18 protein-coding genes are annotated in these 15637 nt (G+C 39.9%); 14 read left to right on the top strand and 4 right to left on the bottom strand.

The features are described from left to right. Window positions 1-12 precede the first annotated feature (12 nt). The gene (locus FJN11_RS05320; protein WP_023946405.1) at window positions 13-816 is read right to left on the bottom strand and encodes a peptidylprolyl isomerase; all 804 of its coding nucleotides are present in this window, start codon (window positions 814-816) and stop codon (window positions 13-15) included. A 467-nt stretch (window positions 817-1283) separates the two neighbouring features. On the opposite strand from FJN11_RS05320, the gene rpsP reads away from it, so the two are divergent. From rpsP to FJN11_RS05285, 7 genes are all read left to right on the top strand, one after another. Next, window positions 1284-1556: a 30S ribosomal protein S16 gene (gene rpsP, locus FJN11_RS05315; protein ID WP_000268760.1), complete on the top strand. Its 273-nt coding sequence runs from the start codon at window positions 1284-1286 to the stop codon at window positions 1554-1556. 19 nt (window positions 1557-1575) lie between these two features. Then, window positions 1576-1815, top strand: a complete 240-nt coding sequence (gene kphA, locus FJN11_RS05310; RefSeq protein ID WP_000379617.1) for an RNA-binding protein KphA — start codon at window positions 1576-1578, stop codon at window positions 1813-1815. A 109-nt stretch (window positions 1816-1924) separates the two neighbouring features. Next, complete coding sequence (locus FJN11_RS05305) at window positions 1925-2476, top strand: hypothetical protein (protein WP_049551885.1); 552 nt, start codon at window positions 1925-1927, stop codon at window positions 2474-2476. Between the two features lie 107 nt (window positions 2477-2583). Then, on the top strand, window positions 2584-3372 hold the full coding sequence (locus FJN11_RS05300; protein ID WP_049551869.1) for an alpha/beta fold hydrolase: 789 nt from the start codon (window positions 2584-2586) through the stop codon (window positions 3370-3372). Window positions 3373-3402: 30 nt separating this feature from the next. Next, the gene (gene rimM / locus FJN11_RS05295) at window positions 3403-3921 is read left to right on the top strand and encodes a ribosome maturation factor RimM (protein WP_057487241.1); all 519 of its coding nucleotides are present in this window, start codon (window positions 3403-3405) and stop codon (window positions 3919-3921) included. Beyond that, window positions 3911-4630 (top strand): tRNA (guanosine(37)-N1)-methyltransferase TrmD, encoded by a 720-nt coding sequence (gene trmD / locus FJN11_RS05290; RefSeq protein ID WP_004260780.1) that lies wholly within the window; start codon window positions 3911-3913, stop codon window positions 4628-4630. Before rimM ends, trmD begins: the two co-directional genes overlap by 11 nt. An 11-nt stretch (window positions 4631-4641) precedes the next feature. Then, window positions 4642-4980, top strand: a complete 339-nt coding sequence (locus tag FJN11_RS05285; protein WP_001196040.1) for an ATP cone domain-containing protein — start codon at window positions 4642-4644, stop codon at window positions 4978-4980. A 30-nt stretch (window positions 4981-5010) separates the two neighbouring features. Here FJN11_RS05285 and FJN11_RS05280 read toward each other — a convergent pair whose 3' ends face one another. Further along, window positions 5011-5331, bottom strand: a complete 321-nt coding sequence (locus FJN11_RS05280; RefSeq protein WP_140224249.1) for a hypothetical protein — start codon at window positions 5329-5331, stop codon at window positions 5011-5013. Between the two features lie 98 nt (window positions 5332-5429). On the opposite strand from FJN11_RS05280, the gene FJN11_RS05275 reads away from it, so the two are divergent. After that, window positions 5430-5645 (top strand): YdbC family protein, encoded by a 216-nt coding sequence (locus FJN11_RS05275; RefSeq protein WP_000807422.1) that lies wholly within the window; start codon window positions 5430-5432, stop codon window positions 5643-5645. A 53-nt stretch (window positions 5646-5698) separates the two neighbouring features. On the opposite strand, the gene FJN11_RS05270 is transcribed toward FJN11_RS05275, so the two are convergent. Together FJN11_RS05270 and gor are read right to left on the bottom strand one after the other, a co-directional pair. Next, a complete protein-coding gene (locus tag FJN11_RS05270) occupies window positions 5699-6235 on the bottom strand; it encodes a biotin transporter BioY (protein WP_140224248.1) in 537 nt (178 codons plus the stop codon). 188 nt (window positions 6236-6423) lie between these two features. Beyond that, a complete protein-coding gene (gene gor, locus FJN11_RS05265; protein ID WP_140224247.1) occupies window positions 6424-7770 on the bottom strand; it encodes a glutathione-disulfide reductase in 1347 nt (448 codons plus the stop codon). Window positions 7771-8061: 291 nt separating this feature from the next. Between gor and FJN11_RS05260 the strand changes: the two genes are divergently transcribed. From FJN11_RS05260 to ffh, 6 genes are all read left to right on the top strand, one after another. Next, complete coding sequence (locus tag FJN11_RS05260; protein ID WP_181146404.1) at window positions 8062-9270, top strand: efflux RND transporter periplasmic adaptor subunit; 1209 nt, start codon at window positions 8062-8064, stop codon at window positions 9268-9270. Beyond that, window positions 9254-9955: an ABC transporter ATP-binding protein gene (locus FJN11_RS05255; protein WP_000811471.1), complete on the top strand. Its 702-nt coding sequence runs from the start codon at window positions 9254-9256 to the stop codon at window positions 9953-9955. The genes FJN11_RS05260 and FJN11_RS05255 overlap by 17 nt, the downstream gene beginning before the upstream one ends. A 1-nt stretch (window position 9956) precedes the next feature. Further along, window positions 9957-11216, top strand: coding sequence for an ABC transporter permease (locus FJN11_RS05250; protein WP_125409963.1), 1260 nt, complete (start codon window positions 9957-9959; stop codon window positions 11214-11216). A 123-nt stretch (window positions 11217-11339) separates the two neighbouring features. Continuing rightward, on the top strand, window positions 11340-13337 hold the full coding sequence (gene metG / locus FJN11_RS05245; RefSeq protein ID WP_125409962.1) for a methionine--tRNA ligase: 1998 nt from the start codon (window positions 11340-11342) through the stop codon (window positions 13335-13337). Window positions 13338-13714: 377 nt separating this feature from the next. Continuing rightward, the gene (locus FJN11_RS05240; RefSeq protein WP_004260758.1) at window positions 13715-14047 is read left to right on the top strand and encodes a putative DNA-binding protein; all 333 of its coding nucleotides are present in this window, start codon (window positions 13715-13717) and stop codon (window positions 14045-14047) included. A gap of 11 nt (window positions 14048-14058) precedes the next feature. Further along, a complete protein-coding gene (gene ffh, locus FJN11_RS05235; protein ID WP_000863622.1) occupies window positions 14059-15630 on the top strand; it encodes a signal recognition particle protein in 1572 nt (523 codons plus the stop codon). The last annotated feature ends 7 nt before the right edge of the window (window positions 15631-15637 follow it).

Raw genomic sequence — 15637 nt, 5'->3', positions numbered from 1 at the left:
TTTTTTTGGTTTTTATGATTTAAAATTGTAGTCTTTCACCACTTCGATGCTATCGATAGTAATAGCAGTCGTTGGCTTGTCTTTTTCATCTTTTTCGGCTTTGGCAATTTTATCTACAACATCCATACCGTCAATCACTTGACCAAAGACTGGGTGTTTGCCATCTAGACTAGGGTTTCCCCCTTCTTTATAGGCTTCGATGATTTTCTTTGGATACTTGCTTGTAGGGAGTTTAGCAGAGGTATCTGTAGAGTTTTGGTTGATGAAGAACTGGCTACCATTGGTGTTTGGTTGACCAGTGTTAGCCATAGAAAGAGCGCCACGGATGTTATAGAGATAAGGAGTAATCTCGTTTTTGAAACCAGTTCCCTTGTCTTTAGTCTTATCTTTGTCATGCCAAATGGACTGACCACCTGTACCGTCCCCTTTTGGATCTCCAGTTTGAACCATGAAGCCATCGATGACACGGTGGAAGGTAATGCCGTTATAGTAGCCTTCTTTGGCATGAGTGAGGAAGTTTTCAACCGCTAGAGGAGCGAGTTTAGGGAAGAGTTTGATACGGATATCTCCTTGACTTGTGTGGAGAATCACTTCAGCCTCGTCTTCAGCAACTTCTTTAGATAGTTGTGGGAAATTGGCGTTTTCGTTTGTTAAAGCATCGTTTAACTCTTTGGCAGATTGGGCAGCTGCTTTGGAACTTTCTTCAGCAGCAAGACTGGAATCAACATAGTCATCACCACGCAGGCTGCGTTGGATGCTGCTGCATCCAGCTAGGGCTACAGTGGACAGTAAAAGAAGGGTTGCTAGTTTTTTCATTCTATTCCTCTCAAAAATTCATTTCTACCATTGTACCCTAAAAAGAAGGGGATTTCAAATATTAGTGACAAGGTAGTTTTAGAGGAGCCAACCAAAAAGTCGCTTGCTTAGAGATTTTTCTTTGGATGACGGTCAACAATGTCCTGGTATGTTCCAGTATGTGCTTTCCTTTTGGAGTTATTTTATAACCACGAATCGAAAAGTGACCAGCTAATTCTTCTTCTGAAAAATGGTCATGAAGGTCGTGACTTGGTGGTCTTTATAAAATGTTTCTAAAATAGTATTCACTGATAGCCTCTTTCAAACATTTATTTCCTACTTCTAACAAATTTATAAATGGTTTAAAAAATTTATAGTCTGTCAAGTTTTTTTCTTGACACCTGCCAGAAATCTGATATAATAGAACATGTGCTAAATAGCTCAGCTATTTCACCGAAATAAAAAAAATAAGAAAAGAGAATTTAAAAATGGCAGTTAAAATCCGTTTGACTCGTATGGGTTCTAAGAAAAAACCTTTCTACCGTATCAACGTAGCAGATTCACGTTCACCACGTGACGGACGTTTCATTGAAACAGTTGGAACTTACAACCCACTTGTTGCTGAAAACCAAGTAACTTTGAAAGAAGACCGCGTTCTTGCATGGTTGGCTGATGGAGCTCAACCTTCAGATACAGTTCGCAACATCCTTTCAAAAGAAGGTGTATTGAAGAAATTCCACGATTCTAAATTCTCAAAATAAGTTTAAAGTAGGTTGACAGATGGATACGATTGAAAATCTCATTATTGCGATTGTGAAACCCTTGATTTCACAACCAGATGCCTTAACTATCAAGATTGAAGATACACCAGAATTTTTGGAATATCATTTGGATCTTGATCAAAGTGATGTGGGTCGTGTAATCGGTCGTAAGGGTCGCACTATTTCTGCGATAAGAACGATTGTCTACTCTGTCCCAACTGAAGACAAAAAAGTAAGAATCGTTATTGACGAAAAATAAGAAGGGCGGGACGAATGTCTCGCTTTTTTGTGAGAAGTGTAAAATTGCAGCCATTAAGTACCAACATGAACGTGATTTGGAAGGCTTTTTAAAGGGGGGCTGGAAAAGAATGAACATTGATTGTATTTTAAACATAGATTGGGCAATGTACATTGATTGGTTATTGCGAATTTTACAGATTTCGACTTTTATAGGTGTAATTTTAAAAATTAGTTTTCAGAATAAGGCCTATATCAATAATATCGAAATTCAGGTAATTAAACCAATCGAATTTGATTCCTTACATACGAGATTTCATCATATATATGAGTTTAAACATGATGAAAATGATAAACATTATAACCATTTGATTTTTTATCCAAAGGAAGTTGATATTGAAATAGTAGAATTTTATTCTTTAAACTATGATTCAAGAAACGATTGTTTGATTGTAAATAATAAACTGCATACAGTTAAAAATTTAAAGAATTATACATGCTTATTGATTCATACAAATTTACCAGAGAACATGCCTAGTTTAAGAATGAAATGGAAAACAAGTCAGGGTGAAATTGGGGAATATACATTTTATAGCAATATGTATAACGGGAATGTAAATATCTCATCTTTCAAATATAAATTAACATTAAAGAGGAAAATATTAGCACTTTTTGGACTATAGCGGGCCCTCTATGTATTTTCCTCCAACTTGAGAAAATCCTTGGAACGTGATAAAATAAAGGATAAGGATTTTTAATAATTCATTATATAGAACGAGTGGATTTCTTTATGAAGAGGTTTGAAGTATCTACAGAAATTGGTAGTCTCTCTGTTACTTATCAAAAGCAAAAGAAAATGCTAGTTTGTTTAAGTGGCGTAGGTTTGCTACCAAGTTATGAAAATTTTTCACTTATACTTGAAAAACTTCCTCCTACAATTGGTTATTTGACAATTGATTTTCCGAACACAGGTTGGAGTCCGATTCATGACCAAGCTGGAAAAAATCTAGATAATCTTGCAGATGCGGTTTATAAAGTACTTGAAGAATTGGCGATTTCTGAATACATACTTTGTGCACATAGTTTGAGTGGAATTTTAGCTTGTAAATTGCTCAAGAAACCAATTAAGTGTCAGGCTTTAGTAGCAATGGAACCGACAACTAAAAACGTCATGTTTGCTGATTTTTCAGAAAATCCTTATCCAGAAATGGAAAAGCAGATGAGGCTGATTGAGGAGTGTGGTCCTGAACTTTATTTTAAGAACTTAACTCAAGAGACATTTAGCCCTGAAACTAATAAAGAAATCTGGGAATTAATGCAAGAAAAAGGGTCAGAGTTGGAAAATCAAGATACTGGATTTCATATATCTGGAGAGATTACTGAGGAAGATTTTGAGAATGTATCGATAGAATCTCATGTCCCTGTATTTATTTTTTGTCAGCCTTATAGAGAAAAAGAGTACAGAGAATCAGAATATTGGACTTCCAATACTAAACTTATTTTAGGAGGGAATCACCATTATTTACAATGGTCAGAATCAGAAAAAATTGTGACTATTATTCGAGAATTGTCCGAATAAGATGGAAAGAAATAGAGTACAGGAGACAAGATGAACTACTTTAATGTTGGGAAAATCGTCAATACGCAGGGGTTGCAGGGTGAGATGCGAGTCTTGTCTGTGACGGATTTTGCAGAAGAACGGTTTAAAAAAGGTACTGAGCTAGCCTTGTTTGATGAAAAAGATCAGTTTGTTCAAACAGTGACCATCGCTAGCCACCGTAAACAGAAGAACTTTGACATTATTAAATTCAAAGATATGTACCATATCAATGCTATTGAAAAGTACAAGGGATACAGTCTCAAGGTTGCTGAGGAAGATTTGAATGACCTAGACGATGGTGAATTTTATTATCACGAGATTATCGGTTTGGAAGTCTATGAGGGTGATAACTTGATTGGAACCATCAAGGAAATCCTACAACCAGGTGCCAACGATGTCTGGGTGGTCAAGCGAAAAGGTAAACGTGACTTGCTTTTACCTTATATTCCACCAGTGGTTCTCAATGTTGATATTCCGAATAACCGGGTCGATGTGGAAATCTTAGAAGGGTTAGACGATGAAGATTGATATTTTAACCCTCTTTCCAGAGATGTTCTCTCCACTGGAGCACTCAATCGTTGGAAAGGCTCGAGAAAAGGGGCTCTTGGATATCCAGTATCATAATTTTCGAGAAAATGCTGAAAAGGCCCGCCATGTAGATGACGAGCCATACGGAGGCGGTCAGGGGATGTTGCTCCGAGCCCAACCCATTTTCGATGCTTTTGATGCTATTGAAAAGAAAAATCCGCGCGTCATTCTCCTCGATCCTGCTGGGAAACAGTTTGATCAAGCTTACGCTGAGGATTTGGCCAAAGAAGAGGAACTGATCTTTATCTGCGGTCACTATGAGGGCTATGATGAGCGAATTAAGACCTTGGTGACAGATGAGATTTCCCTAGGCGATTATGTCCTCACTGGTGGCGAGTTGGCGGCCATGACCATGATTGATGCGACGGTTCGCCTGATTCCAGAAGTGATTGGCAAGGAGTCTAGCCACCAAGATGATAGTTTTTCTTCTGGCCTTCTTGAATATCCTCAGTACACACGTCCCTATGATTATCGAGGCATGGTCGTGCCAGATGTACTGATGAGCGGGCACCATGAAAAGATTCGTCAGTGGCGATTGTATGAGAGCTTAAAGAAAACCTACGAGCGCAGACCGGATTTGTTAGAAAATTATCAACTGACAGCAGAAGAAGAAAAAATGCTGGCAGAAATCAAAGAAAACAAAGAATAAAGGAGATACCTATGCAAGTAATCAAACGTGATGGAGAAATTGCTGAATTTAATCCAGATAAGATTTACCAAGCTATCTTAAAGGCAGCACAAACTGTCTATGTATTGACAGATGATTTGCGTCAAAACCTTGCACAAGTCACTAAGAAAGTGGTTTTGGACTTGGAAGAAGCCAAGGTAGAACGCGCTACTATCAGCATGATTCAGTCTATGGTTGAACATCGTTTACTGGGTGCAGGTTACATTACCATTGCTGAACACTACATTTCCTATCGTTTACAACGTGACTTGGAAAGAAGTGGTTATGGAGATCATATCGCCGTTCATTTACATTTTGAACAAATTCGCTAAGAAAAAAGAGTGGGATGAAGCAACTACATCTCACTCTTTCTTAAATCTATTTTTTTGGGCTGTTTGGACAGTTGAAGGGACAAATCGCAGGCGTTGAATATCGCTTATGCGGATAATACGGGTCACATTTTTGGCAAAATTTTTCACGATAATTTGCTGGCGTTGCTGATCGTATTTGATGATGTCACCTGTAAAACTTGTCTCAGACAAGATAAGGTGAACAGCGGTTTGTTTCTGGATAGCCTCTTCAATAGTGGCTGTAAGGGAGTTGCTTTCAGTCTGGTCTGATTGGTCATATCCATTTAAAAAGTCATGTATTTTATCAAGAACTTGCTGGAATTTATGTCTCATATTGGCCTCCCTTCTTTTATATCAATATTATATAAAATTTTCCTAAAATCTACAAGATTTTACGAATAATCAAATGAAAGCTAAAAAAGGAGAAGAAAATGGCAGAATTTACATTTGAAATCGAAGAGCACTTGTTGACTCTTTCTGAAAACGAAAAAGGTTGGACCAAGGAAATCAACCGTGTGAGCTTTAATGGTGCTCCTGCAAAGTTTGATATTCGTGCTTGGAGTCCAGATCATACTAAAATGGGCAAAGGGATTACTCTCTCCAATGAAGAATTTCAAACCATGGTGGATGCCTTTAAAGGAAACTAAGTTTTCAAAATGAAAGAAAAGGATATTGAGTCATGACAACTCGATATCCTTTTTTAGTTAGCAAAGTAAGCCTGATTTTTAAGGCGTTGAAGTAGTGGACGACTAATAAGACTAATAGCAAGAAGTTTACCAAGGTCTGGAATGATAAAGGGAAGAACCCCCACCACAAGAGCTTTTTCAAATGCCATTCCAGCTAGGAAATGCAAGCTTAGAATCCCGCCGACAAAGACAAGGGCATCACCCAAGAGGTTTGCAAGAAAAATCTTGACAACTCCACTCTTGCTGTCAGTTAGAGATGAAGTAAGTCCAGAATAAACAAGATAAAACCAAAGATATCCTGCAGTAGGGCCAACTAAAGCCTGAAATCCTGCTCCACCTCCTGCAAAGACAGGAAGACCGATTGCACCTAAAAGAAGATAGAGTCCAACAGAAAGTACAGCCTCTCTAGGTCTAAAGACAGTAGCAATCAAGCCGATTGCAAAGTTTTGCAGAGTGAAGGGAACAGGTCCAATTGGAAGACTGATTTGTGCCAAAACAGCAATGAGAGCAGCCCCAATAGCAGGGATAGCATAAACGTGAGCTTTTTTCAAAATAGTTAACCTCTTTTCTGATGTATAGTAACTATTATACTCGTAGAGTAATTATTGTCAACCAATTTTTAAAAACAAGGTAACAAATACTGTAACAGCCGATTTGCTGACTGAGTAAGTTGTTTTCATCGATTCGTAAATCATCAAAAAAGAAGCAGACACATTTGTATCAGCTTCTTTTATTTCGATTAACGCATAGTTACAAATTCTTCAGATGCAGTTGGGTGAATCGCCACAGTTGCATCAAAGTCTGCCTTGGTTGCTCCCATTTTGATAGCAACAGCAAATCCTTGAATCATTTCATCAACCCCGTAGCCAATTCCATGAAGTCCGACAACTTTTTCTTCTGAACCAGCTGTGATCAATTTGAAACGAGTTTCTTGACGATTGCTGGTGCAAGCAGAGTACATAGAAGTAAAGCTTGATTTGTAAACCTTGATTTGGTCTTGACCGTATTCTTTAATAGCTTGCTCTTCTGTCAATCCAACAGTTCCGATAGCAGGGTGTGAAAAGACAACAGTTGGAATAGTTGTGTAGTCCATTTTAGCAGTTGTTTTTCCGTTAAAGAGACGCTCAGACAAAGTACGTCCAGCCTTGATAGCAACTGGAGTTAGTTCTTTTTCGCCTGTTACATCACCTAGAGCGTAGATTCCCTCAACAACAGTATTTTGGTATTCATCCACTTGGATAAAGCCACGTTCGTTCAGAGTTACTCCAGCTTTTTCAAGTTGCAAGCCCTTAATGTTTGGACGGCGACCAGTAGCCCAGATAACTTGACTAGCTGTGTGACTAGTACCATCTTCGAAATGAATGGTAATGCCTTCAGCAGTTTTTTCTAACTTAGCAGGAACTTTGTAAGTATGAAGTGGTAATTTTGTTCTTTCCATTTCCTTTACCAGACCTTCAACGATGTAAGAATCAAAACCACGTAAAGGACGATCACGACGAACAAAGAGATCTGTTTTGACACCAAAGGTGTGGAGTACGCCAGCCAATTCAACAGCGATATAACCCGCGCCTAGAATTGCAACTGACTCTGGCAATTCTTCCCAGGCAAATACATCATCAGAAGAGCCACCTAGTTCAGCACCGGGAATGTTTGGAATACTTGGATGGGCACCAGTAGCAATCACGATATGTTTAGCACGAATCAGCTCACCATTTACGCTGACAGTATGAGAATCTACAAATTCAGCATGACCTTCAATCAAGTCTACACCGTTGCGTTTAAAACTGCCATCATAAGAAGAACGAGCGCGATCAATATAGGCTTCACGATTGCGACGTAGGGTTGCAAAGTCAAAGTTAAGATCAGTAGTCTTAAAGCCGTAGTCTTCTCCAAATTGATGGAAAGTCTCAGCGATTTGTGCTCCGTACCACATGATTTTTTTAGGAACACAACCGACATTGACGCAGGTTCCACCTAATTTCTTTTCCTCAATAACGGCCGCTTTAGCTCCGTGTTCACCAGCACGGTTCATGGTAGCAATTCCTCCGCTACCTCCACCGATAGCAATGATATCATATTCTCTCATTAAAAACTCCTTTGTACTCTTTTAAATAGTAGAGTGTCATTTTTTGATAGTCATATTCTATCTTTTTTTTTATCTGATTGCAAAAATCTGCTACGTTTAAAAAAATTAAAGAAAAGGCTTGCAAAAAGGAAAAATAAAGTGTATTATATAACTAGTACAATGGTAGTAAAAAATAGATTCCGAACAATAATCAAATCCCGAAATGTCATTATTTCGTTCTGAACTGTTATTGTTTATATTTGCTAATTTTTATATAATATTGTTAAGGACTTTAAATCAAAAAGGAGTTTCATTATGAAGAAGAATCGTAAAGCTAAAAAGTGGCAATTGTATGCAGCAATCGGTGCTGCAAGTGTAGTTGTATTGGGTGCTGGGGGCATTTTACTCTTTAGACAACCTTCTCAGACTGCTGTAAAAGATGAGCCTACTCATCTTGTTGTTGCCAAGGAAGGAAGCGTGGCATCCTCTGTTTTATTGTCAGGGACAGTAACAGCAAAAAATGAACAATATGTTTATTTTGATGCTAGTAAGGGTGATTTAGATGAAATTCGTGTTTCTGTGGGTGATAAAGTCAGTGAAGGACAGGCTTTAGTCAAGTACAGTAGTTCAGAAGCGCAGGCGGCCTATGATTCAGCTAGTCGAGCAGTAGCTAAGGCAGATCGTCATATCAATGAACTCAATCAAGCACGAAATGAAGCCGCTTCAGCTCCGGCTCCACAGTTACCAGCGCCAGCAGGAGGCGAAGGTGCAACAGCCCAAACTCCAGCTCCAGTCTCAGGAAATGCAGTGTCATCTATTGATGCGCAACTAGGGGATGCGCGTGATGCTCGTGCAGATGCAGCAGCACAATTAAGCAAGGCTCAAAGTCAGTTGGATGCCATGACGGTCCTCAGCACTCTAGAAGGAACTGTGGTCGAAGTCAACCGTAATGTTTCTAAATCTCCAACTGGAGCTAGCCAGGTGGTAGTTCATGTCGTTAGCAATGAAAATTTGCAAGTTAAGGGGGAACTATCTGAATATAACCTCGCTAACTTATCTGTAGGTCAAGAAGTAACTTTTACTTCTAAAGTTTACCAAGATAAGAGCTGGACTGGTAAGATTAGCTACATTTCTGACTACCCTAAAAACAATGGTGAAGCAGCAAGTGCAGCTACTGCCGCAGCAGGTGGTAATTCTGGTTCTAAATATCCATATACCATCGATGTTACAAGTGAAATCGGTGACTTGAAACAAGGATTCTCAGTAAGTGTTGAGGTTAAGAATAAGAGTAAAGCTATTCTGGTTCCTTTAACAAGTGTTGTGACTGAAAATGATAAGAACTATGTCTGGGTACTTGACGAGCAGAAAAAGGCCAAGAAAGTGGAAGTTGGTTTGGGCAATGCTGATGCAGACAACCAAGAAATCACTTCAGGTCTGACAAATGGAGTCAAGGTCATCAGTAACCCAACGTCTTCTCTAGAGGAAGGAAAAGAGGTGAAGGCTGATGAAGCAACTAATTAGTCTAAAAAATATCTGCAGAAGCTACCGTAACGGTGACCAAGAACTGCAGGTTCTCAAAAATATCAACCTAGAAGTGAATGAGGGTGAATTTGTTGCCATCATGGGACCATCTGGTTCTGGTAAGTCAACCCTCATGAACACGATTGGCATGTTGGATACACCAACCAGTGGAGAGTATTATCTTGAAGGTCAAGAAGTGGCTGGACTAGGTGAAAAACAACTAGCCAAGGTCCGCAACCAACAAATCGGATTTGTCTTTCAGCAGTTCTTTCTTCTATCTAAACTCAATGCTCTGCAAAATGTAGAATTACCCTTAATTTACGCAGGAGTTTCGGCTTCAAAACGGCGCAAGTTAGCTGAGGAATATCTAGATAAAGTTGAATTGACAGAACGTAGTCACCATTTGCCTTCGGAATTATCTGGTGGTCAAAAGCAACGTGTGGCTATTGCGCGTGCCTTGGTAAATAATCCTTCTATTATTCTAGCGGACGAACCGACAGGAGCCTTGGATACCAAAACAGGGAATCAAATTATGCAACTATTGGTTGAACTAAATAAAGAAGGAAAAACCATTATCATGGTAACGCATGAGCCTGAGATCGCTGCTTATGCCAAACGCCAGATTGTCATTCGAGATGGAGTTATTTCATCTGATAGTGCTCAGTTAGAAAAGGAGGAAAACTAAGATGCAGAATCTGAAATTTGCCTTTTCATCTATCATGGCACATAAAATGCGCTCTTTTCTCACTATGATTGGGATTATCATTGGTGTTTCATCAGTTGTTGTGATTATGGCTCTGGGAGATTCTATGTCTCGTCAGGTCAATAAAAATATGACCAAGTCACAGAAGAATATCCATGTTTTTTTCTCACCTATTAAAAGTAAAGATGGCTCTTTTACCCAAAAACAATCAGCATTGACAGTTTCTGGGAAAGAAGAGGAAGTTCCTGTGGAACCACCAAAACCACAAGAAGCTTGGGTCAAGGAGGCTGCTAAAGTTAAAGGTGTAGATAGTTACTATGTAACCAACTCGACCAATACCACCCTGTCTTATAAAGACAAAAAAGTGGATCGTGCTAGCTTAACAGGTGGAAATATTACTTACATGAAGGCGGTTGAAAATGAAATTGTTGCAGGCCGCAGTTTCATAGCTCAGGATTATAAAGATGTGGCCAGTGTCATTTTGCTAGACCAAGAACTTGCTAATAGCCTGTTTGGATCTGCTCAAGAAGCTGTTAACCAGGTTATAGATGTCGGTGGCTTTAGCTATCGTGTCATTGGTGTCTATACCAGCGATGAGGCCAAGACTGCCAAGACTTTTGGTATTGGTGGACTTCCAATTACGACTAATATTTCTCTTGCCAATAACTTCAATATGGATGAAATTTCTGATATTGTCTTCCGTGTCAATGATACAAGTTTGACACCAACAGTGGGACCAGAATTAGCTAGAAAATTGACCGAGATTGCTGGTCTTCAGCAAGGGGAGTATCAGGTGGCAGATGCGACTGCAGCCTTCCAAGAAGTACAACAACTGTTCGGCTTTATAACTACGATTATTAGTGCCATTGCAGGAATTTCACTTTTTGTTGGAGGGACTGGTGTTATGAACATCATGCTGGTTTCTGTTACAGAGCGTACCCGTGAGATTGGTCTCCGTAAGGCTTTGGGTGCAACACGTGCTAATATTTTAATCCAGTTTTTGATTGAATCCATGATATTGACCTTGCTTGGTGGAGTCATTGGTTTAACCATTGCGACAGGCTTAACCGCTATAGCTGGCATACTCTTGCAAGGATTGATTGCGGGTATAGAAGTAGGAGTGTCAATCCCGGTTGCCCTATTTAGTCTTGCAGTTTCGGCTAGCGTGGGTATGATTTTTGGAGTTTTGCCAGCCAACAAGGCATCGAAACTTGATCCAATTGAAGCCCTTCGTTATGAATAAAATCAACAAGATGGACACTCGTCTATCTTGTTTTTATATAGATTTCCCTATCGAAAATCCTTAAAAATGTGATATAATGAAGTGTTAGAAAAACAGGTTTCATTTGCCTGGAAAGGAAAAATTATGTCTGAAAAGAATTTTTATATTACAACGCCGATTTACTATCCATCTGGAAAACTTCATATCGGATCTGCCTACACAACCATCGCATGTGATGTCCTAGCACGTTACAAACGCCTGATGGGCTACGATGTTTTTTATTTGACAGGTCTTGACGAGCATGGTCAAAAAATCCAGCAAAAAGCAGAAGAAGCTGGAATTACACCACAATCCTACGTTGATGGTATGGCTGTTGGAGTCAAAGAACTCTGGCAATTACTAGATATCTCATACGATAAATTTATCCGTACAACTGATGACTACCATGAAAAAGTTGTCGCGCAGGTCTTTGAACGCTTGCTTGCTCAAGATGATATTTACTTGGGTGAATACTCTGGTTGGTATTCAGTATCAGATGAGGAATTCTTTACAGAAAGCCAACTTGCAGAAGTATTCCGTGATGAAGCCGGAAATGTAACGGGAGGTATCGCTCCATCAGGACACGAGGTTGAATGGGTTTCTGAAGAATCATACTTCCTTCGCCTCAGCAAATACCAAGATCGTTTGGTCGAATTTTTCAAGTCCCATCCTGAATTTATCACTCCAGATGGTCGTCTGAATGAAATGCTGCGCAACTTTATCGAGCCAGGTTTGGAAGATTTGGCTGTTTCTCGTACAACCTTTACATGGGGTGTTCCGGTATCATCAAATCCTAAACACGTTGTCTACGTTTGGATTGATGCTCTTCTTAACTATGCGACAGCTCTTGGCTACGGTCAAGACGAACATGGTAACTTTGACAAGTTCTGGAATGGAACAGTCTTCCACATGGTAGGAAAAGACATCCTTCGTTTCCACTCAATCTACTGGCCAATCCTTCTTATGATGTTGGATATCAAATTGCCAGATCGTTTGATTGCTCACGGTTGGTTCGTCATGAAAGACGGTAAAATGTCTAAGTCAAAAGGGAATGTCGTTTACCCTGAAATGTTGGTAGAGCGTTATGGACTAGATCCACTTCGTTACTATCTCATGCGTAGCCTTCCAGTTGGTTCAGACGGAACCTTTACTCCTGAAGACTACGTTGGCCGTATTAACTACGAATTGGCCAATGACCTTGGAAACCTTCTCAACCGTACGGTTTCTATGATTAACAAGTACTTTGATGGACAAATTCCAGTCTATGTAGAGGGTGTAACAGAGTTTGACCATGCTCTTGCTGAGGTTGTAGAACAATCAATCGCTGACTACCACACCTACATGGAAGCAGTTGACTATCCACGTGCACTTGAAGCAGTCTGGACTCTGATCTCTCGTACCAATAAATACATCGACGAGACAGCACCGTGGGTCTTGGCAAAGGATGAAGCACTTCGAGATCAATTGGCAAGTGTCATGAGTCACTTGGCAGCTAGCCTTCGTGTCGTTGCTCACTTGATTGAGCCATTTATGATGGAAACAAGTCGTGCAGTCTTGAATCAACTTGGCTTGGAAGAAGTAGCAAGTCTTGAAAACTTGAGCTTGGCTGACTTCCCAGAAGATGTGACTGTAGTTGCCAAAGGAACACCAATCTTCCCACGTCTGGATATGGAAGAAGAAATCGCCTATATCAAGGAACAAATGGAAGGCAACAAACCAGCAGTCGAAAAAGAGTGGAACCCAGACGAAGTTGAACTCAAACTAAACAAGGAAGAAATCAAGTTTGAAGACTTTGACAAGGTCGAAATCCGTGTCGCAGAAGTCAAAGAAGTGTCTAAAGTAGAAGGTTCAGATAAGTTGCTTCAATTCCGCTTGGATGCTGGCGATGGTGAAGATCGTCAAATTCTTTCTGGGATTGCAAAATACTATCCAAACGAACAAGAATTGGTCGGCAAGAAAGTTCAAATCGTTGCCAATCTCAAACCACGCAAGATGATGAAGAAATATGTCAGTCAAGGGATGATTCTCTCAGCTGAACATGATGGACAATTAACCCTTCTTACAGTTGATTCAGCTGTACCAAACGGAAGTGTGATTGGGTAAAATTAAAACACTAAAGTCAGTTGAAAGATAAAGTCCTTAGACTACAAGTTTCTAAGGACTTTTCTTTGTTGACTAAACTGAGATTTTCATTGATTGGATTCGTATTAAGGTCGCAGACAATAACCACAAATATACTCACTAAGTTCTAGACAAGTAAGCTGGGTTCATGAGTGGCAACTGGAAGTTGACATTGGCTTGGATCTGAAAAAACACGGGGAAAAAGTCGCTTGCCCCTCAAAAGAAAGCGAAAATCGAAAAAAATTCTACGTTGAAAAGTCATGTGGAAGTTGCTTTTAGAACTTACCTTTATTTTTCTATCTTTATTAGAATGACTTCTAATGTAGAAGTATAATAGATTTTTTGGTATAATAAAAGTTATGGAAATCGAAAAAACCAACCGTATGAATGCGCTCTTTGAATTTTATGCGGCGCTTTTGACAGATAAGCAAATGAATTATATCGAGCTCTACTACGCTGATGATTATAGCCTTGCTGAAATTGCCGAGGAATTTGGTGTCAGTCGTCAGGCTGTCTATGATAATATTAAGCGGACAGAAAAGATTCTGGAAGATTATGAGATGAAATTGCACATGTACTCGGACTACATTGTCCGCAGTCAGATTTTTGACCAGATTTTGGAGCGCTATCCCAAGGATGACTTTCTGAAGGAGCAGATAGAAATTTTAACAAGCATTGATAATAGAGAATAAGAGGAAGAAACATGGCATTTGAAAGTTTAACAGAACGTTTGCAGAACGTCTTTAAAAATCTACGTAAAAAAGGAAAAATATCTGAATCTGATGTCCAGGAGGCAACCAAAGAAATTCGCTTAGCCTTGCTCGAGGCCGACGTTGCCTTGCCTGTTGTAAAGGACTTTATCAAGAAAGTTCGTGAGCGTGCAGTCGGCCATGAGGTCATTGATACCCTTAATCCTGCGCAACAAATTATTAAAATAGTTGATGAGGAACTGACAGCCGTTTTAGGTTCTGATACGGCAGAAATTATCAAGTCACCTAAGATTCCTACAATCATCATGATGGTTGGTTTACAGGGGGCTGGTAAAACAACTTTTGCTGGTAAATTGGCCAACAAACTCAAGAAAGAAGAAAATGCTCGTCCTTTGATGATTGCGGCGGATATTTATCGTCCTGCGGCTATTGACCAGTTGAAAACTCTGGGTCAACAGATTGATGTGCCGGTTTTCGCTCTTGGAACAGAGGTTCCAGCTGTTGAGATTGTTCGTCAAGGTTTGGAACAAGCCCAAGCTAATCATAATGACTATGTCTTGATTGATACGGCAGGTCGTTTGCAGATTGATGAGCTTTTGATGAATGAACTTCGTGACGTAAAAGCATTGGCTCAACCAAACGAAATTCTCCTCGTGGTTGATGCCATGATTGGTCAAGAAGCGGCCAATGTTGCGCGTGAGTTTAATGCTCAGTTGGAAGTCACTGGGGTCATCCTTACCAAGATTGATGGGGATACTCGTGGTGGTGCGGCTCTATCGGTTCGTCACATCACTGGAAAACCAATCAAGTTCACTGGTACAGGTGAAAAAATTACAGATATCGAAACCTTCCACCCAGACCGTATGTCTAGCCGTATCCTTGGTATGGGGGATATGCTCACTTTGATTGAGAAAGCTTCTCAAGAATACGATGAGCAAAAAGCCCTTGAAATGGCTGAGAAGATGCGTGAAAACACATTTGATTTCAATGATTTCATTGATCAGTTGGATCAGGTGCAAAATATGGGGCCGATGGAAGACTTGCTCAAGATGATTCCAGGTATGGCTAACAATCCAGCCCTTCAAAACATGAAGGTAGATGAACGCCAGATTGCTCGCAAACGTGCTATTGTGTCTTCAATGACACCTGAAGAACGTGAAAATCCAGATTTGTTAAATCCGAGCCGTCGCCGTCGTATCGCTGCAGGTTCTGGGAATACCTTTGTCGAAGTTAATAAATTCATCAAAGACTTTAACCAAGCTAAACAGCTTATGCAGGGTGTTATGTCTGGAGATATGAACAAAATGATGAAGCAGATGGGAATCAATCCAAACAATCTTCCTAAAAATATGCCAAATATGGGAGGAATGGATATGTCTGCCCTTGAAGGAATGATGGGACAAGGTGGTATGCCTGACTTATCAGCTCTAGGAGGAGCGGGAATGCCAGATATGAGCCAGATGTTTGGTGGTGGACTAAAAGGTAAAATCGGTGAATTTGCTATGAAACAGTCCATGAAACGCATGGCTAATAAAATGAAGAAAGCGAAGAAGAAACGCAAATAAAAAGGGA

Source organism: Streptococcus symci, from assembly GCF_006385165.1.
In the GTDB taxonomy this organism is placed as follows: domain Bacteria; phylum Bacillota; class Bacilli; order Lactobacillales; family Streptococcaceae; genus Streptococcus; species Streptococcus symci.
Note: the sequence above shows the minus strand (reverse complement) of the source record. Positions and strands in the feature narration are given on the sequence as shown.